This window comes from Streptomyces sp. NPDC046887, from assembly GCF_040644755.1.
GTDB classification, from domain to species: Bacteria; Actinomycetota; Actinomycetes; order Streptomycetales; family Streptomycetaceae; genus Streptomyces; species Streptomyces lichenis.
In genome coordinates this window covers 1-25,203 of sequence record NZ_JBEYXH010000059.1, presented here as the reverse complement: position 1 = coordinate 25,203, position 25,203 = coordinate 1, and the positions used below count along the sequence as shown (strand labels likewise).

Below are 25,203 nucleotides of genomic sequence, written 5' to 3'. Positions count from 1 at the left end.
ACCCCCGTCGACGGGCTGATCACCTACCACGACCCCTGCTACCTGGGCCGCCACAACAAGGTCTACACACCCCCGCGCGAGATCATGTCCGCCGTCCCCGGCCTGCGCCAGCAGGAAATGCACCGCCACAAGGAACGCGGCTTCTGCTGCGGCGCCGGCGGCGCACGCATGTGGATGGAAGAACGCATCGGCAAGCGCATCAACACCGAACGCGTCGACGAAGCCCTCTCCCTCAACCCCGACATCGTCTCCACCGCCTGCCCCTTCTGCCTCGTCATGCTCACCGACTCCGTCAACGGCAAGAAGAACGACGGCACAGCACCCGAATCACTCCAGGTCGTCGACGTCGCCCAACTCCTCCTCGACTCCGTCAAGACCCCCGCCGAACCCGAGCCGGAGCCCCCGGTGGAGGACGGCGGCGGTGACGGTGACGGTGACGGTGACGGCACCGGTGCGGGCTCCGGCGGCCCCGGTTCCGCCCCGGCCGACGAGCCGGCCCCGGTGAAGTAGCCGGCCCCCACGTGTCGGGTGCCCTCCGGGGCGCCCGACCGCGTACGCGCCATCCCTCCCGATCGCGTACGCACCACCCGTGTACGCATGACCCCGCGTACCGCCCGGCGATGGCCGGACCTGCACCGCACAGGCAGGTCCGGCCATCGTCATCCAAGGCACCCTTATATAACCATTCGCGGCAATACGCCCATATCCACCCCCATCCGCCCTGGTGGTAGCACCTCCGGGTCCCCCTAGGGGATGTCACAGCTCAGCCGCAATGGGCCGCCTCCGTCCCGGCATGTCCACTCCATCCGGCGGGAGCGGGTACGTTCGTTGACGTGGCTGGATTCAGGATCGGACGCGGCCGGGACAACCGCAGCAGGCGACAGCAACCGCAGCAGGCGGCGCCGTACGGCAACAACACGGCACCGCCGCCTCCGTATGCCTCGGGGCAGCAGCAGTGGCCGTCGGCGCACCAGGGACACCAGGGGCCTCAGGGCCACCAGGGGCACCAGGCGCCGCCGCAGGGCTACGGTGAGCCCGAGTACTTCGGGGACCCCTACGCCCACTCGCAGCAACACCAGCAGCACCAGCCGCCGCACGATCCCTATGCGGCGAACAACCCGGGCCACACCCGGGCGTTCAGCGTCCCCGACGAGGCGTACGCGGGGGCCGGCGGCGGTTACGAGGGCGGCTACGGCGACGGCGCCACCTACCAGGCCGGCGCGGCCCCGGCCCCGTCCGGCCCGCGACTGCACTGGAAGCAGCTGCTCAGCGGCATCGTGATGCGTCCCGGCCCGACCTTCTTCCAGATGCGCGACCACGCCGTCTGGGGCCCGGCGGTGGTGGTCACCTTCCTCTACGGGCTGCTGGCGCTGTTCGGCTTCGACGAGGCCCGCGAGGAGGCGATCAACGCCACCCTCTCGACGGCCGTCCCCTCGGTCCTGCTCACCGGCGTCATGTTCGTCGTCGGCGGCCTCATCCTGGGCGCGGTGACCCACACCCTGGCCCGCCAGCTCGGCGGCAACGGGGCCTGGCAGCCGACGGTCGGCCTCTCCATGCTGATCATGGCCCTCACCGACGCGCCGCGCCTGGTCTTCGCCATCTTCCTGGGCGGCGACAACACCCTGGTCCAGATCCTGGGCTGGCTCTCCTGGCTGGCGGCGGGTGCGCTGTTCACCTCGATGGTGAGCAAGTCCCATGACCTGCCCTGGCCCAAGGCCCTGGGCGCCTCCGCCATCCAGCTGATCGCCCTGCTGTCGCTGATCAAGCTCGGCACCATCTGAGACCTGGTAGCCCGATGACGTAGGAGCGGCGGAAGTTCACGCTTCCGCCGCCCCGGTGCACGGTCGGAGGCATCCATGAGGTGGGGGGCTGGCCGGGGGTCTCCGCCGCGGCCCGCCGACACCAAGACGGCGTCCGCCGTCGATGTCCGCCCACCCCGAGCGGGGCCTGTCAGCGGGCTGACACCGGAGGGAGCCTCTCAGGCGTCCAGGATCTGCCCCTCCCGGCGGACCACCGGCTTCTCGACGCTCCACGGGAAGTTGATCCACTCGTCGGTGCGCTTCCACACGTACTCGCACTTCACCAGGGAGTGCGACTTCTCGTAGATGACGGCGGAGCGGACCTCGGCGACGTTGCCGAGGCAGAAGTCGTGCACCAGCTTGAGCGTCTTGCCGGTGTCGGCGACATCGTCCGCGATCAGCACCTTCTTGTCGGAGAAGTCGATCGCGTTGGGGACCGGCGCCAGCATGACCGGCATCTCCAGCGTGGTCCCCACACCCGTATAAAATTCAACGTTTACCAGGTGAATATTCTTGCAGTCCAGCGCGTACGCCAGCCCGCCGGCCACGAAGACCCCGCCCCGGGCGATGGACAGCACGATGTCCGGCTCGTAGCCGTCGTCGGCGATGGTCTGGGCGAGCTCCCGGACGGCGCGGCCGAAGCCCTCGTAGGTCAGGTTCTCCCGTACGTCACTCATGCTCACACCTGCGTCCGATGGAAGTTCTGGAAGGACCGCGAGGCGGTCGGCCCCCGCTGGCCCTGGTAGCGGGACCCGTAGCGGTCACTGCCGTACGGGTGCTCGGCGGGTGAGCTGAGCCGGAACATGCACAGCTGGCCGATCTTCATGCCCGGCCAGAGCTTGATCGGCAGCGTGGCGAGGTTCGACAGTTCGAGCGTCACATGACCCGAGAAACCGGGGTCGATGAACCCGGCGGTGGAGTGGGTCACCAGGCCGAGGCGGCCGAGGCTGGACTTGCCCTCCAGCCGGGAGGCGATGTCGTCGGGCAGGGAGATCACCTCGTACGTCGAGGCGAGCACGAACTCCCCGGGATGCAGGATGAACGCCTCGTCCCCCTCCGGCTCGACCAGCCGGGTCAGGTCGATCTGCTCGACGGCCGGGTCGATGTGGGGGTACCGGTGGTTCTCGAACACCCGGAAGTAGCGGTCCAGCCGTACGTCAATGCTGGACGGCTGCATCATGGACTCGTCGAACGGGTCGATGCGCACCCGTCCGGCGTCGATCTCGGCCCGGATGTCCTTGTCTGAGAGAAGCACTCATCGAGGATACGGGCCCCGGAAACCCGAAACGCGCGGGCCCGCCCGAACCGGACAGCGCCCCGCGCGCCGAAGGCCACCTTCCGGTGCCCGCCTACCGCCGCTCCCGCCCCACCGGCACGGCATGCCGCAGCCGCGCGCACCGGGGACACCGGATGAGCCGCCCGGGCCCGATACGGTCCGTCCCGAGCTGCTGCATCGGGAACGTCCCGGTACTGAACACGTGCCCCTCGGCACAGCGGACGACGGTGCGCTCCATGGAGTCCATCAAGTCCCTTCCCCATCAACGCGTGGACGAGACCGCCACATTAGGGGATGAAGAGGACGCCGCTCCACGCGGCACTCCGCCACCGGGTGCGCACACCGCCGATGGGTCATGGGGTAGAGTGAGCGACGATGCGACACCGGGCCTCCGGGCCGAAGCAAGATCATGTCGCGTCGATGCGGGTGTAGTTTAATGGTAGAACATGAGCTTCCCAAGCTTAGAGCGCGAGTTCGATTCTCGTCACCCGCTCCACGACTAAGGCCCAGGTCATCGACCTGGGCCTTATGTGTTCTCTGGACCGGTCTAGGTGTCGCGTGCCACATTCGTGCCAGATGCCTGTGATTCCGCCGCCGTGCGCCGTGCCCGTACGAACTGATCGAAGCCGGCGGCCACCTCACGCTGCCACTCGGTGTCGGAGTGCTGGTATATCAGCGCGGCCCGATCGGTCGACTGCCCCGCGCGGACCATCGTGTCCTTGGGCGTGGCCCCGGAGCGCGTCGTGAGCGTATGCCCGGTGTGCCAGAGATCGTAGAAGCGGAAGTTCTCCGGCAGGCCGACCCTGGCCCGCGCCTCGCGCCATTTTCGCCCGAAGGCGGAACGTCGGAACCGGCTTCCCCTTCTCCCCCACGAACAGCAGTCCGTCCGGGCCCTTCTCCGCGTACCAGTCGAGATGCCGCCGAAGGTCGTTCCGCAGAAGCCGGCAGAACGACGAGCCGCTTCCTCGTTTCCGACTTTGGTCGGGCCTTCCGCACGCTTGCCGGTGGTCAGCTCCGGCGCGGCCTTGCTGACGCTCACGGTAGGTCGCCCAGGTCGACATCCTTGCGTCGGATCTCTGCCTGTTCCTCCGGGGAGCGCGAAAGGTTCAAGCGCGCGTGGGAGCTACTCACGCCGAATCTTCGCCTGGTACTGGCGCAAGCATGGGTGTGGTCGAACAGAGAACATGAAAGTGTCAGTCCGTTTGATCGCGAAGAGCTCTCAAAGTCCCTTTCTACGGTCAAATCGAATCATCCACTGGCAGCGGCGTTTTCAGCGACACAGCTGAGCGAATTCGCTGAAGACTTCTCTTCGATCGATGAAACATGGGGCGCAGCAAGCAATCCGCGCCCCATCGGAATCGACTATGAACTCGTTGCGCTCTCTCCGACAGGCGGGGACATCGTTGTTTTTGATAAGAAGTCCGGGCCAATTCAGACATCCCCGTTCCTCATGAAACAAATCCTTGGCCAGTGGCGAGTGGAACATTTCAGACCCGCATACCCAATCCCGGGCTGGCCACCATCCCATGAGGAAATCCCGTCAGAGGTAAGCAACTTTACCGTGGTGCGGGGTCCCGACTCGGAGGGGGACGAAGATTCCTGACGCTTCCAGCCAGGCCACGTAAAGCACCTCGAATTCATTCGGCTCCTATTTGGGGCCTCGGGACCGGATCCAAGCGGTTCGGGCCGGAGGGGCGCGGCCATCGGTGCTTATGCCGCTGACTTCCGGACCGCGTCGACCAGTGCTGTCGCGCGTTCGTCGTCGGATCCGCTGACGATGTGGTTCATGACGTAGCCGAAGGCGAGGCCGTGGTCGGGGTCGGCGAAGGCGAGGGAGCCGCCGCGGCCGGTGTGGCCGAAGGCGTTCGGGCCGGTCATGGGGTTGCCTTCGGTGGGCAGCATGTAGCCGCTCGCGAAACGGCTCGGGAGCAGCATCACTCGGTCCTTCCCGTTGGCCTGTTCTTCGGTCGCCCTGGCCAGGGTGGCGAGGGTGAGGAGGCGTACGCCGTCGACCTCGCCGATGGTCGCGGCGTACATGCGGGCGAGGGAGCGGGCGGTGCCGATGCCGTTGGAGGAGGGGAGCTCCGCCGCCTGCACCTCTGGTGCGTCGAAATCGATCGCGGCCGGGTCGGTGACGGCGAAGGCGCGGTTGCTGAGCGAGTCGGGGTCGCGCCAGGCGGCGACCTGTTCTCGAAGCTCCGCCGGGACGGATGCGGCAGGGACGGTGGTGAGGTCGACGGACGGGCTCCGGTAGGCCATGCGGCTGACCTGGGCGCGTTCGCTCGCCGGCAGGCCGATGTGGAAGTCCAGTCCAAGGGGGGCGGCGATCTCGTCGGCGAAGAAGCGGCCCGGCGTCCGGCCGGAGACGCGGCGGATGACCTCGCCGACCAGCCAGCCCCAGGTCCGGCCGTGGTACCCGTGTGCCGTGCCCGGGGTCCACTGCGGGCGCTGGGCCGCCAGCGCCGCCGCCATCGGGTCCCAGGCAAGGGCGTCCGCCACGGGGAGCGGCTCGTCCAGGGCCACCAGGCCCGCCTGGTGGGACAGCAGCCAGCGCATGGGGATGTCGGCCTTGCCGTTCACGGCGAACTCCGGCCAGTACGAAGCGACCGGGGCGTCGAGGTCGAGCAGGCCGCGTTCGACCAGCATGTGCGCGGCGGTCGCGGTGGCGCCCTTGGTCGCCGAGTAGACCAGTTGCAAGGTGTCCCGCGTCCACGGGCGGCCGGTCTCGGGGTCGGCGATGCCGCCCCACAGGTCGACGACCGGCCGGCCGTGCCGGTAGACGCATACAGCCGCGCCGATGTCCCCGTGCCGGGCGAAGTTCGCCGCGAACGCCTCGCGGACCGGCTCGAACCCGGGCACGACTTCACCGTCGATGATCGTCATGCTCCTCATCCTCGCAGCGCGACCGCCTTCCCCGAAGGACGATGCGCGTACGCGGAGGAGGAGATCGGTATACGTCAACGGGGCTTCTCGGCGCGGCCGATGAGGGTGCCGATGTGGCCCTCGGTCGGGGCATCGAGGACGGTGACGGACACGTCAGTGAGGCCGGCTTCGGTGAGGAGGCCGGCCCAGGTCTCGGGGGTGTGGCTGTAGCGGTAGGTGTACATGGCGGGGCCGGCGAAGCCGCCTTTGTACATACCCTGCGGCCCGTAGGCGCCGGGGATGGCCGGCGGCTGAGAGAAGGCGAACACGCCACCGGGGTTGAGACGTCGGGCGACGAGCGGGAAGAGAAGGGCGGGGTCGGTGAACCAGGCGGCGCCGAAGGCCGAGTAGATCGCGTCGTACATACGTGGGTCCTGGGCCAGGTGTTCCAGGATCTCGGCGCACACGAACTCGATGCCGAGGTGGCCGTACTTCTCGGTGGAACGGGCGACGGCGACCGGCGAGAGGTCGATGGCGGTGCCCTTGACGCCCCGGCCGGCGAGGTGGGCCAGGGCTCGTCCCGTACCGCTGCCGATCTCCAGGACCGTGCCGGGTTCACCGAGGAGGCCGGGGCCGGGGTCGGCGGGGTGATCCTTGTACTGAGTCCATCGGAACACCGGGTCGCCGTTGGACGGGTCCTTCCACGCACTCTCGGCGAAGGTGTCCCACAGAGCGCGCTCGTGCTCGTAGTTGTGCGGGGCGGTGGTCATGGTCGTGTCCTCGCGGGGGATACGGGAGGCGGCCCCGCCACCCGCGTGCACGGCGGCGGGGCCCCACCCTAGGGCGGTTCGTCCGGGACGTCGGCGGATTCCGGCCGCCGGTCACCCGGTCAGTGGGAGTCGGGGACCTTGGAGTCGCACGGCGAGCAGTTCGCTCCGTCGCGCGCCCACAGCTCCTCGTCGGGGTCGAAGCCGATGGACCGGAGGAAGGCGGCCGTGTCGGTTACGGTGCCGTCGTTGCGGCGCTGGATGAAGGGGGCGTGGTGCTTGTATCGGCCCTCGTTGTACAGGTCGCAGAGGGCGAAGTAGACCGGGGTGTCCAGGATGACCTGGTGGACGCCGATGTCGACGACCTTGCCGACGCCGAGGTGCACGTCGGGGTGCTCCATCGACGCGACCATGTACATCACGGCGTTGCCGAGAATGCGTTCGGCGAGGTCGCGGACCATCACCTCGTCGCGCAGGAGGAGGGCGACCTCGCGCTCCCAGACGGTCAAGCCGCTGTCGAGGACGTTCACGGTCAGGTGCCGGAGGTGCGGGGTGACGGCGTTGAGCAGCTCCTTCGGGTCCCGCGAGCGGGTCGCGGCGGTCGCGGCCTCCGCGGGGTTCGTGGCGGGGTTCTCGGCGAGAACGGTCACGGTGGTGCTCCTCTCGAAAGGGTCGAGTGGTGCGATGCGGGGTGGTCGTCGCGACCGCCCCGCTTCACCGGCTCCCTGTCGAGGCCGGTGAGCTGGGTCGTCCCGAGCGGGGGCTGTGGGCAGGGGGGCGGACCGATGTCCTACCACCCGGAACGGGTTCTTGGGTGCGCCTCAGTCGAGTAGGGCGTCGGCCGTCTTCTCCAGCAGGGCCGCGTTGGCGCTCGTGTCGTGGCCGAGGGCGAGGGCCTGGTGCGGGAGGGCGGTGAGCCGGTCCGCGAGGCCGGCGGAGCCACCGGTCATGGGCAGCAGCCCGAACACGTCGGGGTAGCGGTCCTCCGTGCCGGCGGTGAAGAAGTCCGCCTCGCTCAGGCGGCGCGGCTCGTCAAGGAGTCGGGGCTCACCGCCCGGGGTGATCTGCGGGAACAGCAGACCGGCGGCCCGGCCCTCGGTGGCCAGGGTCATGCCGAGCCAGGTGTCGAGCTGGTCGGGGAAGAACTGGGGCTTCATCTCCTTGCCGTTCGCCCGCCACAGCGGCTCGCGCCGTCCGGCCAGGAGTGCGTCGGTGACCCGCTGGTCCTGGGTCGGGTGCATGAGTTCCCCGGCGCGGAGCCGGTCGGCGACGGGCTCGAAGAGGCCGAGGGCGTCGAGGAGCCCGAAGCCGCAGGCAGCCGCCGACGGCCACGGCAGCACCCGTACGTACCCCTGCTCCAAACGGACGAAGACGCGGTCGTTGGCGAGGAGCCGCCAGCCGGCGCGCGCCAGGAGGAACGCGGTGGTGGTCTTGCCCGCGCCCTTGTCGCCGAGGGTGAGCAGGGTGGCGCCGTCGTCACGGGTGACGGCGGAGGCGTGCAGGATCTGCCATCCCTCGACGAGGAGCATGCCGCGGACGATCTCGCGGGCCAGTCGGGCGGCGGCCGTTGCCACTACCGTCTCGTCGTCCCCGACGATCCGCAGGCGGCGCAGGGAGGGGCTCCATCGGTAGGCGAGGCGCTCTCCGCTCTGTACGGCGGTCACGCTCCCGTCGGTGTGACGGGTGTGCAGCATGGGGGAGCCCGCGTAGTCGGCCTCGACGGCGCCTTGCCCGCGATCGCCGTCCGCGGCCATGTCCTCGTACGCGTCCAAGTCGACGTCGGCGGAGACCAGGGCGCCGCTGATCGGCGGCTCGGCGGGGGCCGCGTTCCACCACGAGCCGAAGTAGCGGGTGGCCCAGTCGGTCACGGCGGCCGAGTGGCTGGTGACAGTGGCGGACTGACCGTCGGCCGTGGCGATGCGGGTGGCGGTGCGGACAGCGGTACGGGGGGTCATCAGAACGTGTCTCCTCGAAGGGCGGTGCGTACGGCGATCTGTTCGTAGGCGGTACGGAGCTTGGCGGCGGCAGTCTGGAGCTGGATGGACTCCGCCGGGGCGAGCGAGGGCATGCACACGGTCGGCGTGCCGGAAGTGAAGCGCAGCGGGATTCCGTACCAGTCGCCTCGCCAGGGAGCGGCTAGTTCGATCACCCCGTCCACCAGGCCGAGCGCGTGCGCGAGCGCGGCGAGGACGGCTCCGGCGGGGCCGGCACGAGTGCGGCCAAGAGCTGAGTTGATGCGGCGGGGCCGGTGGACGAGCTCGGCGCGGACCTCCCGTTGGGGGACGGCGACGGGACAGCCCCGGACGGTGGTGGAGGACGCGCAGATCACGGCGTGGTCACCGTGCTCGCCGATGACGTGCCCGGCGATCGCCTCCACGGGGACGTCCAGGAGCCGGGCGAGGGCGAGGCGGTAGCGGGCGCTGTCGGTGTTGGAGCCGACCCCGAACACCCTGGCGCAGCCGGACGTGGCCGCGAACAGCCGGGTCATGACATCGACCGGGTTCGTCACCACGACCACCGTCCCCTGGTAGTTGGAGAGACGGCGCCCGAGTGCGGCGATCAGCGGGGTGTTCGCCGCGAGGCCGGCCATGCGGACGTCGCTGGTGGCCGTGTTGGTGAACGCGGCCCGGGGACAGACGACGATCGCGTCGCAGCCGCTCATCGCGTCTGGTGCGGCGTGAATCGCCCGGACGTGAGAGCCGGTGACCTGGGCCATGTCCTCCAGATCGGTGACGAGTGAGGCCGCCGTACGACCGCTGCCGGAGGCGACCATGACCGCGTCACACCAGCCGGCGGTCACGAGAAGCATGCCGACGGTCTGTCCGACGGCTCCCGCGCCGATGAGCCCGATCGTGGTCATGAGGCAGTCGCCTTCGCGGCGCTGTCCAGACACAGGCGCCACGCGCCGCGCGCGTCCGGGTACGAGGCCACGGCGGCGGTGGACCGGTCGAGCATGTCGCACACCGCCCTCGCCCGGCCGACCACGTCGGCGGCGTGCGCGGTGAGCGGCAGGCCGGCGGGAGCGGTCAGGTAGGTCGTGAGGATGTTCGCGGTGTCCATCAGCCACAGGAGCGTGAGCTGACGGAGCCAGGCGTCCCGCCCGGTCCGGTCGCTGCCCGCCGTCGCCGAGGCGGCGTACGCCGCCACTCCCCCAAGCAGCGCCCGTACGCCTTCCGTCCCGGGAGGACGCGCGACGAGGTCGAGTACCGTCCGGGAGACGAGCTTGGCCGCGTCGTCGGTGGGCCGGCCGCGCATCAGTCCGGGATCCAGGAAGACGGGTCGCTCCGCGCCCTCGGGGAAGACGACGTGCTCGGGCTTGAGATCACCGAACACCATCACCCGTGCGGGTGAGGCCGTGAGGCGCCGGGCCTGGTGCAGGCGTCCGACGATGGCCGCCAGCGCCTCCGCGTAGCCAGTCTGCCGCAGGCAGGCACTACCCGACAGACCGTTGAATTTTCTCAGGAAGGTGCCGGTGATGGATCGCTCTCGGATCTCGCTCCGCTCGACCCGCGCGGCGACCCCGCGTCGCCGCAGGCCGGCCGCCAGCTCGCCGGTCACCGCCTCCAGCAGCCCAGCGGTGCGATGCGGCGCCCGCGCCAACAGCTCGGCCAGCGTGGAGCCGTGGATCGGCTCGGTGAACAGCACCCCGCCCTGGTAGCCGGCGACGGCTGGCACGTGGAGGGCAGCAGGTCCGGCGAGAACCGCGAGCTGACGCGCTTCCCGTTCCAGCAGGGAGCCAGGGGAGGTCACGTACGCGGCCTGCGCGTCCCGGACGGTGCCCCAGCCGCCGCAGGACCCCCGCAGCAGTGATACCAGCGAGACGCCGAGGATCGACAGCTTCGCGTACAGCGGTCGGCCGTCCACCTCCACCCGTCGCACGTAGCTGGTGACGCTCGGCACCACCGGCCCGAGCCGCACTTCAGCACCGGGCCACAGCCCGCGAGCAGCCTGTTCGACCTCACCAGCCGCGTACGCGAACACCTCTTCCGGCGACGGCGGCACCACGTCCTCGGCCGTACGGAACAGGTGTCCCGCTGCGGGGCGGGCTGACGTTCTGAGCTTTTCCACGGGGCCTCCTGGTCGGAAGGGCGAGGAGAGCCGGTCGTCCGGCTCCGAGCGGTGTCCCGACAGTGAACGGCGGCGGCCCGAGGGCGCGGAACGTTTCCCGGGGGTTCCTCCGAGGAGAGAAACCCCCGTTTCCCGGGCGGGGAGTAGCCTCTGACCACCGACCTGAGGGGAGGCTGGGATGTCCGATCCGACGACAGTGCACCCGCTGACCTACGTGCGCGAGAACCGGTACTGGGGCAAGGCCGAGTTAGCCCGGCTGATGTGCGAGCGCGGCGCCGAGATGGGCGTGCCCCTCGCCACCAACCGGACGACGATCTGGAAGTGGGAGCAAGGTCAGGCCCCCGACGCGGACGCGCAGCGAGTGCTCGCCGACCTGCTGGGCGTTCCCGAGGACCACGTGCGCTCGGCGCCCTGGCCGCGGTGGCTGCCGGCGTGGGAGTCGACGGCCCTGGCCGCGCCTTGGACCCCGGCCGACACCGTGAAGGTCTTCACCGACCTGGTCAGGAGCGGCCACATGGACCGTCGGGCCTTCCTCTCCATCACCGGTGCGGCCCTGACGGGCGTAGCCGCCAACTGGGCAGCCGCACCTGAAGCGTTCGCCTCCGCACTCGACGGCGACCAGGTCACCGACGCCATGGTGACCACCATCGAACAGCGCGTGGAGACCCTGCGCGTGCTCGACGACCAGATGGGCGGAGCCCGCCTCCTGGACCAGGCCACCAGCGACCTCGCCCTGATCACCAACCTGCTCGACCACGGCCGCTACACCGATGCCGTCGAACACCGCCTCTACGCCACGGCGGCCGGCGTGTCCTACCTGGCCGGGTGGATGGCCTACGACAAGGGCCTCCGCTCACTCGGCCAGCGCTACTACGTCGGCGCCCTCCGCAGCGCCCACAGTGCCCGGGACAGCGGCTTCGGCGCCTTCATCCTCGCCGAGATGGGCATCCACGTCTCCGACGCCGGCGACACCGCCGCCCGCGTGAGGCTGATCGAGACCGCCATCGGTAACGCCCCTGCGGCCCTCCCACCGGCAGCGGCCTCGTACCTCCACCTCCACCAGGCCGAGGCCCTCTCCCGCGACACCCGCCACGAAGCGGCCGCCAAGTCCCTCAACCGCGCCTACGACCTGTGGAGCACCCACCACGACGGCGACCGCCCCGGCTGGCTCGGTTGGTACGGCGAAGCCCAGCTCAAGTCCACCGAGGGCAAGATCATGCTCCGGGCTGGCTTCCCGGAACGGGCGACCCACGCCCTCTCAGTCGCAGTGGACCGAGCAGTCCCGCGCGATCAGGCCGTACGTTCCGGACGCCTCGCCACGGCACGACTGGCCGCCAGGGATCTGGACGGCGCCTTGGCCGCTGCTGCCGTCGGCCTGGAACTGTTGGAGAGCAGCGTCCGGTCCGACCGAGCGCAGGTCCGCCTGACGAAGTTCAACCACTACCTCGAGCCTCACGCCACGGAGCCTGCCGTGCGGGAGTTCCGGGAACGCCTCCGCGCTCTGCCCCCTTCGGCCTGATGGACCAGACACGTTCCCGAGTAGCGTCGAGACCCACCCCGGGAATAGTTCGATGAATAATTGACACGGGATACTTGAGTCCGCCATGAACATGGCGCAGCTCCCGATACATGCTGGCGGAGCAGCGGCTCATGGAGCCCATCCTTGCCCACCGCGCGCCCGAAGTCTGTAGGGCAAACCCTGCATTCCCACGCCGTCCGAGAGCACCTCCACCTCGCCCCCAACAGCAGTGGTCTCGACTGTCGCGCACCCGCGCCATCGTCCTCTTCGACTCGGCGGCGTACGACTCCGCCGCAGTGACGTCAACGGCGCCATGGTCACCTGGCGCGACTTCCTCGGCTGCTTGGACGGGATCACTCCGTGAAGGCTCGGGCCGCTCTCCGAGACAGGCGCGTGCGTCCGAAGGGCGCATGCACGGGCCATCGAGGGGCGCTAGCGGCTGGCGGCGAACTCCAGCCACCCAGTTGCGTCGACAGACCGGCGAGACGCAGGGCCGCCTGATGCGATAGAAACGCGCGGTCGCGCCGCAAGGCTGTACCCCTGCCCCGCTAAGACGATCGGCAGTGCTCCGGTCACCGGAGACACTGCGCACCTTCTGCCGAGTGGCGTCAACCCCTGTGCCCCACCGAACCTGTCCTTTGGTTAGCGAGTGGGTGAAGCAGCTCAGTCTAGTCAGCGTCTCACCGTCCAGGGCTGGTCCGGGGCAAGACAGGGAACTAGGTTGTCAGGGAGCCTGGCAGCGCTTGGGGGATATGTGAACGAGCAGGAGTTCAACAAGACAGTTGCCCGGCTGATCCGTGAGGCACGGACGCGTGCCGGAGTGACACAGGAGTATGTAGGGCGGCAGTCGGGGCTGACGCGCGGTTCGATCACTAACATCGAGTCAGGGACTCAAACCCCGCCCCTATACCGACTGGCCCTGATTGCCGCAGCGGTCGACGTGGACCCTGCCGACCTGCTTCCCCCGCTCCAACTGGACGAAGCGTCCGGCCTTGCCGCGCGCCATGCCGCCGATGTCGCTGCGGTGTGGGCGCAGGTCTCGAAGAAGAGGAATGCCGGTGGCGAAGGCTGACCTGGCAGCCCGCAGGCTGCTGCGAGAATTCCGGATCGACGCCCCACCGGTCGACCCCGTCGCCCTGGCCGAACACCTCGGCGTCATGGTCGTCCCGCAGCACATGGACAGCGATGTCTCCGGCATGCTCCTACGCAAAGACGGAGCCTGCGTCATTGGTGTCAATCAGGCGCACTCCCGCAAACGGCGGCGCTTCACGGTGGCACACGAACTGGGACACCTGCGCCTGCATGAGGGACGCCCGCTAATCCTGGACACCGACGCACGCGTGAACTACCGCGACGCGGTCTCGAGCATGGCCACGGACCGCGAGGAGATCGACGCCAACCGATTCGCTGCGGCGCTGCTGGCCCCGGAGGATATGGTCCGCCTGGCGGCACAGCACAGCAGCTTCCGTACGACGGACGACCTTGTGAGGATCCTGGCCGAGCATTTCCAGCTGAGCGAGATGGCCATGACCTACCGCCTGATGAACCTCGGCGTCGTCTCCGGTCCCGCTCACTGACGCCACCTGACCAGTCCGCCAACCCATTCCCTGTTGCCCGCTGTGCCCTCCCGGCACCGCCTTGTCGCGTCCACTTAACCCCGTCCGTCTCTCCGTCTCGGCTGCTCGAAGGCGGGAAGAGGAGTCCCTCGGCCTTCCCCTGGATTGGACTTGAGGAGACGTCAGCCATATTGACCTTCAAAATATGGCTTGCGCTGGTGTCGCTGTGTGTGGTGCACTCGATACTGCAGAGAGTTACTGGTCTCTTTGCGTAAGAGGTGGTTCCTGCTCGGCGTGAGGCTGACGGGACAATCCACCCCGGGTGGTACCACGTACGCGTGCCTGGCCATGATGGCCAGCGCCATCGGATGGACCGCACCGGCACCCTTTGATGGCCAGCCGTCACCCAAAGCCATCCGCTGATGCAGCGCATCGGCCGACCCTCTGCCCAGTGCCATGGTCGGCCCCCTCCGTGAGGCGACACCAGGCTCCTCGCGCATGCACACCCATGCTCCCCGCAGCCGTGCGCCTCGCCTTACGGGCAGGCCAGCGCACCTTCCCGATCCCTCCATGCCCCATGTCGTCAAGTCTCCTACTGGCGCGCCCTCTAGCACCCCTCCTGTCACATGAGCCTTCAGTCAGCTCGTCGCAGAAAGGAACCCCACCAATGCAGTGTCGCAAGAACTTCGATACGTTCCTCAAGGACACCGTGAACCTCAGCGAGGGCAAGCTCGCCCTCCTCGACGAACGCGTCGAGGCCATCTACAAGGCCCTCAAGGCCGACCCCGAAATCGGGCCGCTCATCCGTGGCAAGAAGCGCCAGGGCTCCTGGGCGCAGGGCACCATCATCAACCCTGTCGGTGAGAGCGAGTTCGACGCCGACTTCATGCTCTACCTCATCGAGAACATCGAGTGGGCCGACAGCCCCAAGACCTACATCGACAAAATCTACGCCGCACTCCACCGGCACAGCGTCTACGGCACCATGCCCCACACCCGCAAGTGCCGCTGCGTGCAGCTCAGCTACGCCAACTCCATGCACGTAGACATCGTCCCCTACCTTCATCTGGCCGACGGCCGCGAGGTGATCGTCAACCGTGACGCCGATAAGTGGGAGCGGACCAACCCGGCCGGGTTCACCGCCTGGATGCAGAAGAAGGACGGCATCGCCAACAGCAATCTGCGCAAGGTCATCCGCCTGATGAAGTACCTGCGCAACCACCGTGGTTCCTTCACCGGCACCCGCTCCATCATCCTCACCACCCTGCTCGGCGAGCGTGTCGGGGAAATCAGGACGCTCACGGCCCCCGACTGCTACAGCAACGTGCCCACCACCTTGCTCACGATCGTCGAGGACCTGGACCGCTGGCTGCAGGAGCGCCCCTGTCAGCCCTCCATCGCCGACCCTTCCGGATCGGGCGTCACGTTCGACCACCGTTGGGACCAGACGACCTACAGTTACTTCCGGGCCCGCATCCACACTCACGCCCGCGAGATCCGCGAAGCCTACGACGAGACAGACTACGACCGCAGCGTACGGCTGTGGCGCAAGCTGTTCGGCGACGCCTTCCCCGACCAGCCGCGTGCCGCCGCCTCCCTCGCCCCCACGACTGCCAAGTTCGCCACCACGCTGCTGGTCACCACAGCCTCCCGCACCGGGCGTGCCGGATGACCAAGCGCAAGCCGCCCGCAGCCCGCCCCAACAAGTCCCAGCGTCGACTCCTCGACCAACTCAGCACACTGGCAGCCGCGCACGAGTCGGACCTGCGCGTCACAGGCCGCCCCCGTACGGACACCGACGGCCTGGTCACCGTCCCCCTCCGCGTCCACACCGGCGACATGCCGCACGTCCCAGGAGGGCTGCAGTTAGAGGAGAGTGAGGATTTCCTCCTCACTCTGCCCGCCACCCCGGTGATTCCGCCCCAGGTACGCACCTCCCACATCCGGTTCGCTGGCACCCCACACGTCCTACAAGGTGATCGGTTGTGCCTTTACCTCGACCCGGCCCGGGAATGGGACCCCGCCGCCGGCATCGCCCCCGTCATCAACCGACTGTGGCAGTGGCTCACCGACGCCGCAGCCGGCACCTTCGACCCCGCCACCGCGCTCTATCATCCCGTCGGCGGTGTCCTGCACCACACCCCGGGCACTCCTACGGTCGTCGTACGGGAACCCATCTCCCATCGGCCGGCAACAACCTGGCTCACCCAGCGCACCACCGACCGGCTTGACCTGACCAGCACCCCCGCAGACTCCTCCAGCCACCGCACCCCGATTTTGCCCGTGGACACGCTGCCTCTGGGCGCGGGCAGCACCCTGGCCGCACTTCTCACCCTCACCCACGCCACCGCCGCCCTCGACCCGCAACCCACCGACTCCACATCCCCGGCGCTGCTGACCGCACTCGCCGCCAGCGCCCTGCGCAACCCTGACGGTACCGCCCAGCACTTCATCCTGGCCGTCCGTCACCCCGCGGCACCCGCAGCACCTCCCTTCCTCCTCGCAGGCCGCCTACCACCTCAGGCTGGCGACATGCTGCGCCGACTCGCCCGCGACGCGGCCCCCAGCCGCCTGGGTAGCCTGCCCGACGACCTGGCCAACACCCCCATCGCATGGTGCTACCTCTCCGACGAACGCCTCGAAGTCACCACCCGCCGTGACACCCTTCGTCCTGTCCGCGCCTTCCAGGACTGCCACGTCCACATCTGGGGCTGCGGCGGCATCGGCTCCTGGTCAGCGGAAATGGTGGCCCGAGCCGGCGCCTCACATCTCACTCTCAGCGACCCCGGCCGTGTTACCGGCGGTCTGTTGGTGCGGCAGAACTACACCGAACGCCACATTGGTATGACTAAGGCGACAGCTTTGGCCTCCCATCTACGCACCATCCGCGACGACCTCCGCATCGATATCGCCACCCCACCCCCCGACCCCGCCCTCTTGACTGCTGCGGACCAAGCCGACCTCGTCATCGACGCCACCGTCAGCATCACCGTCGGACGCTTCCTCGACCTCCTCGCCCAGCAGCCCCATCGCAAAGCCGTCTTAGCCCAGCTCGCCATCGACAGCCTCACCGCTAGCTTGGGGATTCTCACCATCGCCGCCCCCGGCACCCGCACTCCCCTGTCCACCATTGATCACACCATCGGCGGCCACGTCCTTGACGACCCGAGCCTTGAGGCCTACCACGCGTTGTGGGAAGAACCCGTCCCGGGCGACGAACTGCGCCCTACCAGAGGCTGCTCCACTCCCACCTTCCACGGCTCCGCCGCCGACCTGATGGCAACCACCGCCACCCTGGTCAACCTGCTGGGCAGCCAGATGCGCCACCCCAAATCCGGGACCCATCTGTGCGCCCAGCCCCACACCGGAATAGCACCGGCACACCGCTTCATTCCCTACACAACTCTGTAAGCAGCAGCCACCGCGTCATTAGCCCGGCGACCCTGCATCCTCGGCGGAGCTGCTGGCCCTTCGGGGCTCCCGGGACGAGGCCACAGGACGCGCAGATCCGAGCCGCACTCCCAGCAGGACCGCGCACACCCCACCGCTGCCACACATCTCCCAGTCCTGAAAGGAAGGTGTCGTACGGCGGGCCGCCGGCCCAGGATTAGTCGGAGACCCGCCCGACCTCGAGAGTTGGAACATAACTGCCCGCTAGACGTTCGTAGATCACCATCTGCGGGTGTACCTGCGGATGGTGGACACGGCCCAGAGTCACAGCCGCCGAGAGGGGAACGGCAGGCAGGACATGCAGGCGACGCACCGATTTCGCCTCCCTTTCCAACCGTGCGAGAAGCATCCGTAACGTTTCCTCCAAGTGCCGCAGTGACGCCCGGCACCGCAGGATGTCCGGGCCGGCCTGCGAGCCCATCGGGTGGACCTCGTAGCGGCGCAGCCCGGAAAGTTCCTGTGGAACCTCACGATGGACGATGACCCCTGAAACGTTCACCACGACCACAGCCTCGTTCCCGCCCGGCCCGGCCTGAACCAGATGCGCGGCAAAGTCGGTGACCGGGCCGCCCTCAGCAGGCCATGCCCAGGACTGCTCGTGCCGGTGACGCTGGTAGATGTCGGTGGGCACGGTGTCGTCCAAGAGCGACCCTAGATAGACCAGCAACGGCAGACGCGCAAACCCGAAGACGCTCACGTGTTGCACGGAGTCCCGCTCGATCCCCGGCCGCAGCTGATGGCGGACCACGTCGTCGATGACCTTCGTAGCCTGCCGGTAGTAGTGACGGCTAGCCTCTGCGGCAGTCTCCGCGTCCCAGGCAGCGGCTGCCCGTTCGCCGGGAGTGTGCCGCAGATCGATTTCCACACCGTGCCGGGTGTAGGACTCCAAATACAAAGGAAACCGGCGGCCCGCTGTCACTGCGTCCGCGGCAGTCTCCCGTGACAGCTCTACCGCGTTTCCATGCACTGACCCCACCATCCGCATCACTGTGGTGGACCTCTCCGGCCCTAGCGCTGTCAGGTGCCTGACACGGTCCTCGTGCTCCCGCTTCACACGGCGCAGCCATTCGACGGTGAAGACGTCCAACGCGGCCTTCGCGTCGATCTCCATATGCTGCTGGGCACACAGCAGCATCAGATTGTCCGACTCGTCTCGCAGCGCCTTCCCCAACGGATCCTCACCGCGCGGCGAGCGCGGATCAGTGCTCTGCCCGATGATGTGTGCGACCTGCCCTAGAGGCAGCGTCCGTGCCGACATCTCCCCTTCTAGTAGATACGCGTTGCACAGCATGCACCTGCCTCCGCTGCGCACCCACACGGCGAGAACCGCCTTGGACGAAGGACGACTCCGTTTCCCGCCGCCCCCGCTCATCAGCACCGCCTCCATCCCCTTCACGACAGAACAGACGCTAGACGACACCTCCACCTGGACCAGGAGGATTCGACAAAGTGCGTCTTCCACACGAAGACGTGTCCGTGCTGAGCGACACCGGCCCCCGGTTGTTCCACACCGCCAAGAGCCACAGAAGCGTCGGCCTCATGACTGGATCTCCGGACGTCAGAGCGCCGGGGCATGCGGTAGCGCCGCACGCCCCGGCAGCCGTTCGGGCTTGGCGCGCAGTGACGGAGCGGCCGCCTTCAGGCGGCGACTCGGACCCTGACGTCGGAGAGGGTGGATGGAATGCCCCCTCATGGCGCCCGGTTCCGTGGCCGCGGTCTCCTGCACCTGCCCTGCTCGGCCGTGCCACAACGTGCCAGCAGAGGCGGTCAACAGCGGTCAAGACGGGGTTGTCCATGTCGGCCGTCACATCCCACTCAGCGGGTGTTCCCGCAGCTCATGGCCCATTTACCACGCCAAGTGCAGGGTGATTCCCAAGCTTAGAGCGCGAGTTCGATTCTCGTCACCCGCTCCACATGAAAGCCCCAGGCCAGCGGCCAGGGGCTTCTTTGTTGCCACAAGCCCGATCAGGCACCCCGCACCCGCCCTGCACCCGACGTGCCCGACGGCTTCCTCCAACCGCCGCACCTTACGGCCACATATGTCAACTATGATAGTTGCTATATGCTTCAGCATATGGAGACGAAGACGTACACAACCATCGACCTGCGCAAGGGGATGGGCGAGATCCTGGACCGGACCCGGATCGCCGGCGAGGCCGCCGCCATCACCCGCAAGGGAAAAACGGTCGCCTACCTGGTGCCGGCCGAGTGGTTCGAGCATATGGCCCGCGAGCACGAGTCGCACGGGGACCGACACGAGGCGGCCTGACCCACCCCCACACCAAGGAGCACGAGCCATGCCCGCCCACGCACTCCACTTCGATGGGTACGAGGGGGAACCCCTGCGGTTGCCTCCCATGCCCGAACGCACGCCTCAAGCGCTCCGGCTGGCGATTCAGGAACACACTCCGCACCTCCTCCCGGACTTTGAGGCGCACTGGAAGCGCGTCATCGGCGACGCCTTCAACATCACACCCGTGCCCGCCTTCATGCGCCTGTGGTGGACGCAGTACGCCATCGCCCGGAATCCCGTCCTCGACTCGCACCTTCGCGACCTTGAAACCCGCGCCGCCAAGTCCGAGGACCCCGAGGAGTCCCTCCGGCTTCTGGAGGAGTACAGCCGCCTCCGGCACGAAGCCGCTGAGAGGAAGCCCGGAGAGTGATCAGCGAACCCCTCCGGCCGCCTTGGCAAATGGACTGGACGAAGCAGGCGCAGCACGACTTCCAGAACATGCCCGCCGAAGGCAGTGACCTGATCATGAGTGCCCGTGCGGAGCTGGTCACGGCCGAAGACCCGTACTTCCGGGGGATCGACGCCGATGCCTCGCTCCCGCACTGGATGACCGTCCGACCTCTGGCCTCTGCAAGCCCCGGCGGCCCCCACATCGTGGATCTGGCCGGCGGACGCGGCTGGCTCATCTACACCTTCATGCGGCGCCACGCCGACCCGCAGATCGTCGTCACCGAAGCCTTCTGGGCCTGACGTCTGCGCCACCGGAACGTCTGCAGCACAGGTGGCTCCCGTTCGGTTTCCGTCACCCGCTCCAGCACAGAACCTCTGGACTGTCCTCAGCCACCCCGCCCAGCGGTTCACCGATGAAGGAGCGCAGGGAAGCAATCACCTCCTCATCATCTCGCCAGCCGTTCATGGGCTCCCACTGGCTTCCGGCGTACAGCGCTCTTATATCCATCGCGCGGAACCGGGGCGTCCGTCTCCCCGAGCCGACAGCCTCAGCGAGGTACGAGAACAGCAGGTCACAAACCAAGCGGCCCGCTCGACCGGTGTCAGACCACTCTAAACAGCGATCCACCTGCCACCCGTCTTCCGGAACGGGTAGGCGGAGGAGCCCTGGGGAAGCTCCACAAGCTTTGAGCGCGAGTTCGATTCCCGTCACCCGCTCTTCCAGGGACCTGGGGTTCTTTATTTTCGCGACCTGCTCAACGGTCGAACCGGCCTTCGGCCGGACCCTCCGGGCACCCGGTCAGCCGGGGGTGCCCGGGTCCGGCTGCCATACGTCCCGCACTTGGTCTCGCAGCCATCGGTGGCCCGGGTCGGCGTCGTCTCGGGGGTGCCAGGCCATGGCGATCTCCAGGGGCGGCAGCGGGACCGGCACCTCGAAGGTGGTCAGCCCCAGTGCTGCCGGGCAGTGCTCGGCGACCCCGACCGGGGTGAGGCAGACCAGATCGGTCTCCTGGCACAGGAACAGCGCGGCGGTGTAGCTGGGCATCACCGCCACCACGCGCCGCCGCAGGCCGAGTTCGGCCAGCCGCTCGTCCACCGGACCGCGCACCCGGCCCTTCCGGGACACCCCCACGTGGTCGGCCGCGGCGAACGCCCGGGCACCGGCGCGCCCGCCCCGCCCGACGGTGTCCAGCAGCGGATGCCCGGGCCGGACCACTCCGAGCAGCCGCGTCCCGCCGAGCCGCTCCACCAGGACTTCCGGCTCGGGCCGCGCGATCACCCCGATCTCCAGGTCGAGACGGCCGTCCCGCAGCGCCTGGGTTTCCTCCGACGCCTCCGGCAGGAAACGCAGCACGACCCCGGGCGCCTGGCGCGAGACGGCCCCGATCAGCCGGGCCGCGAAGAAGGCCAGGATCATCTCGTTGGCCCGGAGGTTGAACCGCCGGTCCAGCCGGGCGGGATCGGCGGCCGGCTGCGGCACCAGGACCGCCCGCGCCTCCTCGACCAGGGCACGGACCCGGGGGCGCAGCTCCACGGCGTACGGGGTGGGGACCAGCCCACGGCCGGCCCGCACCAGGACGGGATCGCCCAGGGTGGCACGGATCCGGCCCAGCGCCCGGCTCACGGCCGGCGCCGACAACCGCAGCCGGGCAGCGGCGGCGGTGACGCTCTCCTCCTCCAGCAGCATGTCCAAGGCGACCAGCAGGTTCAGATCGAGCGAACCAGGCAGGGGTGGTTCCGGGAATGGCCGGGCAGTCGGTCCCACGGTGTGACTCCGATCATGGGGAAGGCGGCCGGTACCAGCTTCGACCAGTTCGTTTGCGTTTGACGCACACCATCCTTGTGCAGGTTGCACTGGAGTCAATGCTGGCCTCTTGTGAGGCTGCCGTCATGACTCACACATATGAAGCGGCCCGCTCCTCGGCCGCCACCACCGCTGCCGCCACCGCCCGTACCCGCTCCCCGCGGGCCGGCGACATGCTCGCGGTGGTGAGCCAGGGCGGCTCCTCCGTCACCTTCTTCGACGCCGTCGGCCACGGCCGGCTCGACGTCCTCCCCCTCCCCAGCCAGCCCCACGAACTGTGCTACGACCCCGCCCGCCGGCTGCTCTACGTCTCCATCACGTACCGCGCCGGCTACTACCACGCGAACGCCGGCCGGGCCCGGGAACTGGTGGTGATCGACCCGGACACCCGCCGGATCGTGGACACCGTGGACCTCGCGCCCGACCACGCCCCGCACGGCCTGCTGCTGGATCCGGTGCGGGACCTGCTCTGGGTCAGCGTCGAGGCCACCGAGGAGGAGACAGGCGGTCTGGTGGCCCTGGACGCCACCACCCGCCAGCGGGTGCGGCGGGTCCCGGTGCACGCGCCCGGACCCCACTGGTTCGCCGTCACCCCGGACGGCCGTCGGGCCTACTCCGCCAACAAGGAGGCGCCCTTCGTCTCCGTCGCGGACCTGGAGACCGGCCAGGCCCTGGACCGGATCGAGGTCCCGGGCAGCGAGGGCATCGACATCTCGCCGGACGGGCGGTACGTGTACGTCGCCGCCCCCAAGGGGGATTACCACCCCGGCGCGGTGCCCGGGGCGGGAGTGCGGATCATCGACACGGCGACGGGGCGGACTGTGCGGACGGTCGCCACCGAGAACGTGGTCTTCCCCGTCCACACCACCTCCCAGGGGCTGCTGCTGGCAGGTGAACTCCGGGTCAGCGCCGGGCCGGACGGCACCTCGCTCGGCACCCAGGAGCCGGGGGTGCTGCACATCCGCGACGCCGGGGGCGAGCCCCTCGGCCGGGTCCCGGTGGGCGCCTTCCCCCTCACCATCACCTCGTCGCCGGACGGCCGGTTCGGCTACGTGGCCGCCATCCTGGACAGTACGGTGACCGTGGTGGACCTCGCGGAGGCCCGGGTGGTCACGACCCTGGAGGTCGACCACGAAGGCGAGTCGGGCGCCCACGGCCTGGCGTACATCTCGGCGCCCTGACTCCCCCGCTTCAGCGGCTTCCTTCGGGCCGGCGGGCGGACCAGAGGAGATGCCCGAGGGGTGGAGTCCGGCGAGGTGGACGGTCGCGGACGTCGCGTCACCCGCTCCTCTACAAAGCCCCAGTTCAACGGCCTGGGGCTTTGTCGTTTTCCGGGGCCGGGATGGCCGGGTCCGGGAGGGGTCAGTCCGGGTCGATGGCGCAGGCGAGGTAGAGGTCGACGCGGTCGCGGGCGGTGGTGAGGTCGCGGGTGGTGAGGTGCTGGATGCGGCCGACGCGGTAGTGGAGGGTGCTGACGTGGATGTGGAGGGCGGCGGCGGTGGTGCGCCAGGCGCCGTTGTGGTCCAGGAAGACGGTGAGGGTGCGGACCAGGTCGGTGCCGTGCTCGGCGTCGTAGTCGTGGAGGGGGCCGAGGAGGCGGCGGCGGTAGGAGGCGCGGATGTCGGCGGGGACGCCGGCCAGGAGCAGGAGGTGTGAGTCGAGGGCGCGGGCGGTGACCAGGGTCAGGCGCCGGGGGCGGAGGGCGGCGAGGCGGGCCGCGTGGCGGGACTCCTCCAGGGCGCGGGCGAGTTCGGCGGCGTCGGCGGCGGGGGCGCCCAGGCCGAAGGCGATGCGGCCGCCCTCGGCGGCCGGTTCGACGTGGGCGAGGCGTTCCTCCAGGAGGGCGGCGAGGGCGGTGTCGTCGAGGGTGGGGGCGGGGGAGATCAGGAGGGTCGGGCCGTGCTCGCCGTCGGCGATGGCGGTGCGGGTGGCCGGGTTCTCGTCGAGGACGCTCTCGGCGAGGTCGGCGGCGAGGTCCCAGGGGCGCAGCGCGCCCCGGGTGAGGGCGGTCAGGACGAGGAAGGGGCCGGTGGGGTCGAGGCCCGCCGTGCGCAGCCGGGCGGCGAGGGTGGCGGGCGGGGCGGACTGCTCGATCAGCTCCACCAGGTCGGTGTGGAACCGCTGTTCCGTGCGGCGGCGTTCGTCACGGCGGGCCCCGCCCAGCGCCAGCAGTTCCGCTGTCTGCTCGGCGGCCTCCGGGTCGGCGGGCTCGCCGCGGACGACGAGCAGGCCGCCGCCCGCCGTGCGGCGGCCTATGGGCAGGACCCGGTAGCCGTCGATGTCCGCCGGCAGCCGCTCGGCCCGCCCGGCCGCGGCGGCGAGGTGGGCACGGGCGGGGCCGCGGAGGGGCTCGGCGGGGCCGGCCAGGAGGCGGCCCGCGGCCGACAGGGCCCAGCAGTCCGTGCCGAGTTCGGCGGCGAGCATGGCGACGAGGCCCCCGAGGTCCGCCCCTTCGACCAGGGCGCCGACGAGGCGGCGGTGGCGGCCGAGGACGTCGGCGAGTTCGAGGCCGCGTCGGCGGTTGATCCGCTCGATGACCGTACGGGACAGCGTCCCGTAGCTGACCTCCGGCGGTGCCCCCAGGACGGGGATGCCGTGCCGCGCGCACGCCTCCACCAGCGCGGGCGGGACCTCGCCGAGCAGGAGGTCGCCGGCCACCAGTGCGGCGGCGCCGCCCTCGGCGAGGGACGCGGCGAAGGTCTCGCAGTCGGCCAAGGTGCGGTACCAGCCCTCGCTGGTCAGCACGAGCTCGCCACCGGTCAGGAACGGCGCCGGCTCCAGCAGGTCGGTCGCGTACACCCAGCGCAGCTCCCGCTCCAGCGCGCCCTGGCCGGCGCCCGGGGTCAGCAGGGTGAGCCCCAGCTCCGGCAGGACCGGGAGATCCTTCACCCGCATATTCCGGCCTCTCGGTGACTCCGACGATCGTAGGAAGAGGGGGGTGGTTCCGGACAGGGGTTTGTGTGGTGGGCGGGTGCCCGGTGGCTGTTCACCGGGGGTGTACTGCTGCTGTTGCCGCGGCACTCCGGCATCCCTGACTTCCTACGATCATGGAAGGGGGCACGACATGACCCCAGCAGGCTCAGCAGGCCTTCTCGCGCGGCGGTTCACCGGCGCGGTGCGCTCCGCCACCGCGGTGGAGACCTCCGGCGTGGAACCGATACCCGACGGCGACCGCCACGGCGGACCGGGCTCCTCGTGCACGCTCTGGTTCAGCTCCAACGTGCAGTTCTCCAGCCTCACCAGCGGCATGCTCGCCACCGCCGTCTTCGGCCTCGGCTGGGCGCAGGCCCTGCTCGCGATCGTCCTCGGGAGCGCCGTCGGCGCCGCGGCCATCGGCATCACGTCCACGTTCGGCCCGCCCCGGGGCGTGGGTCTGCTGGTGCACCCCTCTCCGGCTCCGCCTCCGGATCTCAGGAGGC

General features: G+C 69.4%; 23 protein-coding genes, 2 tRNA genes and 1 pseudogene. 14 read left to right on the top strand and 12 right to left on the bottom strand.

The genetic code is table 11. The features are described from left to right. Both ABZ945_RS31920 and ABZ945_RS31915 read left to right on the top strand, forming a co-directional pair. Positions 1–510, top strand: a 510-nt coding sequence (locus ABZ945_RS31920) for a (Fe-S)-binding protein (protein ID WP_361276794.1), incomplete at its 5' end; no start/stop codon positions are given. 323 nt (positions 511–833) lie between these two features. Continuing rightward, complete coding sequence (locus ABZ945_RS31915; protein ID WP_361276792.1) at positions 834–1,781, top strand: Yip1 family protein; 948 nt, start codon at positions 834–836, stop codon at positions 1,779–1,781. 197 nt (positions 1,782–1,978) lie between these two features. Here the strand turns inward: ABZ945_RS31915 and ABZ945_RS31910 are convergent, their stop codons facing one another. After that, complete coding sequence (locus ABZ945_RS31910) at positions 1,979–2,476, bottom strand: phosphoribosyltransferase (RefSeq protein ID WP_248635872.1); 498 nt, start codon at positions 2,474–2,476, stop codon at positions 1,979–1,981. A 2-nt stretch (positions 2,477–2,478) separates the two neighbouring features. Then, on the bottom strand, positions 2,479–3,054 hold the full coding sequence (dcd, locus tag ABZ945_RS31905; protein ID WP_361276790.1) for a dCTP deaminase: 576 nt from the start codon (positions 3,052–3,054) through the stop codon (positions 2,479–2,481). Between the two features lie 443 nt (positions 3,055–3,497). On the opposite strand from dcd, the gene ABZ945_RS31900 reads away from it, so the two are divergent. Continuing rightward, positions 3,498–3,571 (top strand) — tRNA-Gly (locus ABZ945_RS31900). 51 nt (positions 3,572–3,622) lie between these two features. Here the strand turns inward: ABZ945_RS31900 and ABZ945_RS31895 are convergent. The 7 genes and pseudogenes from ABZ945_RS31895 to ABZ945_RS31865 all read right to left on the bottom strand — a co-directional run. Further along, positions 3,623–4,167 (bottom strand): annotated as a pseudogene (locus tag ABZ945_RS31895) (site-specific integrase); the annotation flags it as partial. Positions 4,168–4,785: 618 nt separating this feature from the next. Next, positions 4,786–5,958 carry a serine hydrolase domain-containing protein gene (locus ABZ945_RS31890; RefSeq protein WP_361276788.1) on the bottom strand — a complete coding sequence of 391 codons (1,173 nt, stop codon included), beginning with the start codon at positions 5,956–5,958 and terminating at the stop codon, positions 4,786–4,788. Positions 5,959–6,032: 74 nt separating this feature from the next. Continuing rightward, entirely contained in the window at positions 6,033–6,707 is a 675-nt protein-coding gene (locus ABZ945_RS31885) for a class I SAM-dependent methyltransferase (RefSeq protein ID WP_361276786.1), read from the bottom strand. A gap of 119 nt (positions 6,708–6,826) precedes the next feature. Then, a complete protein-coding gene (locus tag ABZ945_RS31880) occupies positions 6,827–7,354 on the bottom strand; it encodes a hypothetical protein (protein ID WP_361276784.1) in 528 nt (175 codons plus the stop codon). A 171-nt stretch (positions 7,355–7,525) separates the two neighbouring features. Continuing rightward, positions 7,526–8,659 (bottom strand): hypothetical protein, encoded by a 1,134-nt coding sequence (locus ABZ945_RS31875; RefSeq protein WP_361276782.1) that lies wholly within the window; start codon positions 8,657–8,659, stop codon positions 7,526–7,528. Further along, complete coding sequence (locus tag ABZ945_RS31870) at positions 8,659–9,564, bottom strand: NAD(P)-binding domain-containing protein (RefSeq protein WP_361276780.1); 906 nt, start codon at positions 9,562–9,564, stop codon at positions 8,659–8,661. The genes ABZ945_RS31875 and ABZ945_RS31870 overlap by 1 nt, the downstream gene beginning before the upstream one ends. Next, on the bottom strand, positions 9,561–10,772 hold the full coding sequence (locus ABZ945_RS31865; protein ID WP_361276778.1) for a hypothetical protein: 1,212 nt from the start codon (positions 10,770–10,772) through the stop codon (positions 9,561–9,563). Before ABZ945_RS31865 ends, ABZ945_RS31870 begins: the two co-directional genes overlap by 4 nt. Positions 10,773–10,950: 178 nt before the next feature. Here ABZ945_RS31865 and ABZ945_RS31860 point away from each other — a divergent pair, with 178 nt between their 5' ends. From ABZ945_RS31860 to ABZ945_RS31840, 5 genes are all read left to right on the top strand, one after another. Next, on the top strand, positions 10,951–12,291 hold the full coding sequence (locus tag ABZ945_RS31860; RefSeq protein WP_361276776.1) for a transcriptional regulator: 1,341 nt from the start codon (positions 10,951–10,953) through the stop codon (positions 12,289–12,291). A gap of 754 nt (positions 12,292–13,045) precedes the next feature. Beyond that, positions 13,046–13,363, top strand: coding sequence for a helix-turn-helix transcriptional regulator (locus ABZ945_RS31855; protein WP_361276774.1), 318 nt, complete (start codon positions 13,046–13,048; stop codon positions 13,361–13,363). Then, the gene (locus tag ABZ945_RS31850; protein ID WP_361276772.1) at positions 13,350–13,868 is read left to right on the top strand and encodes an ImmA/IrrE family metallo-endopeptidase; all 519 of its coding nucleotides are present in this window, start codon (positions 13,350–13,352) and stop codon (positions 13,866–13,868) included. Before ABZ945_RS31855 ends, ABZ945_RS31850 begins: the two co-directional genes overlap by 14 nt. Positions 13,869–14,514: 646 nt before the next feature. After that, entirely contained in the window at positions 14,515–15,519 is a 1,005-nt protein-coding gene (locus tag ABZ945_RS31845) for a cyclic GMP-AMP synthase DncV-like nucleotidyltransferase (RefSeq protein WP_361276770.1), read from the top strand. Then, entirely contained in the window at positions 15,516–17,258 is a 1,743-nt protein-coding gene (locus ABZ945_RS31840; protein ID WP_361276768.1) for a ThiF family adenylyltransferase, read from the top strand. Before ABZ945_RS31845 ends, ABZ945_RS31840 begins: the two co-directional genes overlap by 4 nt. A 196-nt stretch (positions 17,259–17,454) precedes the next feature. On the opposite strand, the gene ABZ945_RS31835 is transcribed toward ABZ945_RS31840, so the two are convergent. Next, entirely contained in the window at positions 17,455–18,588 is a 1,134-nt protein-coding gene (locus ABZ945_RS31835) for an SAVED domain-containing protein (RefSeq protein WP_361276766.1), read from the bottom strand. A gap of 527 nt (positions 18,589–19,115) precedes the next feature. Between ABZ945_RS31835 and ABZ945_RS31830 the strand changes: the two genes are divergently transcribed. From ABZ945_RS31830 to ABZ945_RS31815, 4 genes are all read left to right on the top strand, one after another. Next, a tRNA-Trp gene (locus ABZ945_RS31830) sits at positions 19,116–19,210 on the top strand. Positions 19,211–19,371: 161 nt separating this feature from the next. Further along, the gene (locus ABZ945_RS31825; RefSeq protein ID WP_361276764.1) at positions 19,372–19,566 is read left to right on the top strand and encodes a type II toxin-antitoxin system Phd/YefM family antitoxin; all 195 of its coding nucleotides are present in this window, start codon (positions 19,372–19,374) and stop codon (positions 19,564–19,566) included. A 28-nt stretch (positions 19,567–19,594) separates the two neighbouring features. Then, positions 19,595–19,960 (top strand): hypothetical protein, encoded by a 366-nt coding sequence (locus ABZ945_RS31820; RefSeq protein ID WP_361276762.1) that lies wholly within the window; start codon positions 19,595–19,597, stop codon positions 19,958–19,960. Beyond that, positions 19,957–20,280, top strand: a complete 324-nt coding sequence (locus ABZ945_RS31815; RefSeq protein WP_361276760.1) for a hypothetical protein — start codon at positions 19,957–19,959, stop codon at positions 20,278–20,280. The genes ABZ945_RS31820 and ABZ945_RS31815 overlap by 4 nt, the downstream gene beginning before the upstream one ends. Positions 20,281–20,779: 499 nt before the next feature. On the opposite strand, the gene ABZ945_RS31810 is transcribed toward ABZ945_RS31815, so the two are convergent. Then, complete coding sequence (locus ABZ945_RS31810) at positions 20,780–21,745, bottom strand: LysR family transcriptional regulator (RefSeq protein WP_361276758.1); 966 nt, start codon at positions 21,743–21,745, stop codon at positions 20,780–20,782. A gap of 125 nt (positions 21,746–21,870) precedes the next feature. On the opposite strand from ABZ945_RS31810, the gene ABZ945_RS31805 reads away from it, so the two are divergent. Next, complete coding sequence (locus ABZ945_RS31805) at positions 21,871–22,965, top strand: YncE family protein (RefSeq protein ID WP_361276757.1); 1,095 nt, start codon at positions 21,871–21,873, stop codon at positions 22,963–22,965. Between the two features lie 181 nt (positions 22,966–23,146). Here the strand turns inward: ABZ945_RS31805 and ABZ945_RS31800 are convergent, their stop codons facing one another. After that, on the bottom strand, positions 23,147–24,673 hold the full coding sequence (locus ABZ945_RS31800; protein WP_361276755.1) for a PucR family transcriptional regulator ligand-binding domain-containing protein: 1,527 nt from the start codon (positions 24,671–24,673) through the stop codon (positions 23,147–23,149). 175 nt (positions 24,674–24,848) lie between these two features. Here ABZ945_RS31800 and ABZ945_RS31795 point away from each other — a divergent pair. Further along, positions 24,849–25,203: cytosine permease (locus ABZ945_RS31795; protein ID WP_361276753.1), on the top strand; the 355-nt coding region annotated here is incomplete at its 3' end.

Excerpts from the sequence above, each read along its gene's own strand:
- ABZ945_RS31910 (WP_248635872.1), bottom strand. The coding sequence starts at position 2,476 with ATGAGTGACGTACGGGAGAACCTGACCTACGAGGGCTTCGGCCGCGCC.
- ABZ945_RS31845 (WP_361276770.1), top strand. The coding sequence starts at position 14,515 with ATGCAGTGTCGCAAGAACTTCGATACGTTCCTCAAGGACACCGTGAAC.
- ABZ945_RS31890 (WP_361276788.1), bottom strand. The coding sequence starts at position 5,958 with ATGACGATCATCGACGGTGAAGTCGTGCCCGGGTTCGAGCCGGTCCGC.
- ABZ945_RS31860 (WP_361276776.1), top strand. The coding sequence starts at position 10,951 with ATGTCCGATCCGACGACAGTGCACCCGCTGACCTACGTGCGCGAGAAC.
- ABZ945_RS31825 (WP_361276764.1), top strand. The coding sequence starts at position 19,372 with ATGGAGACGAAGACGTACACAACCATCGACCTGCGCAAGGGGATGGGC.
- ABZ945_RS31875 (WP_361276782.1), bottom strand. The coding sequence starts at position 8,659 with ATGACCCCCCGTACCGCTGTCCGCACCGCCACCCGCATCGCCACGGCC.
- ABZ945_RS31805 (WP_361276757.1), top strand. The coding sequence starts at position 21,871 with ATGACTCACACATATGAAGCGGCCCGCTCCTCGGCCGCCACCACCGCT.
- ABZ945_RS31870 (WP_361276780.1), bottom strand. The coding sequence starts at position 9,564 with ATGACCACGATCGGGCTCATCGGCGCGGGAGCCGTCGGACAGACCGTC.
- ABZ945_RS31835 (WP_361276766.1), bottom strand. The coding sequence starts at position 18,588 with ATGCTGTGCAACGCGTATCTACTAGAAGGGGAGATGTCGGCACGGACG.
- ABZ945_RS31885 (WP_361276786.1), bottom strand. The coding sequence starts at position 6,707 with ATGACCACCGCCCCGCACAACTACGAGCACGAGCGCGCTCTGTGGGAC.
- ABZ945_RS31820 (WP_361276762.1), top strand. The coding sequence starts at position 19,595 with ATGCCCGCCCACGCACTCCACTTCGATGGGTACGAGGGGGAACCCCTG.
- ABZ945_RS31840 (WP_361276768.1), top strand. The coding sequence starts at position 15,516 with ATGACCAAGCGCAAGCCGCCCGCAGCCCGCCCCAACAAGTCCCAGCGT.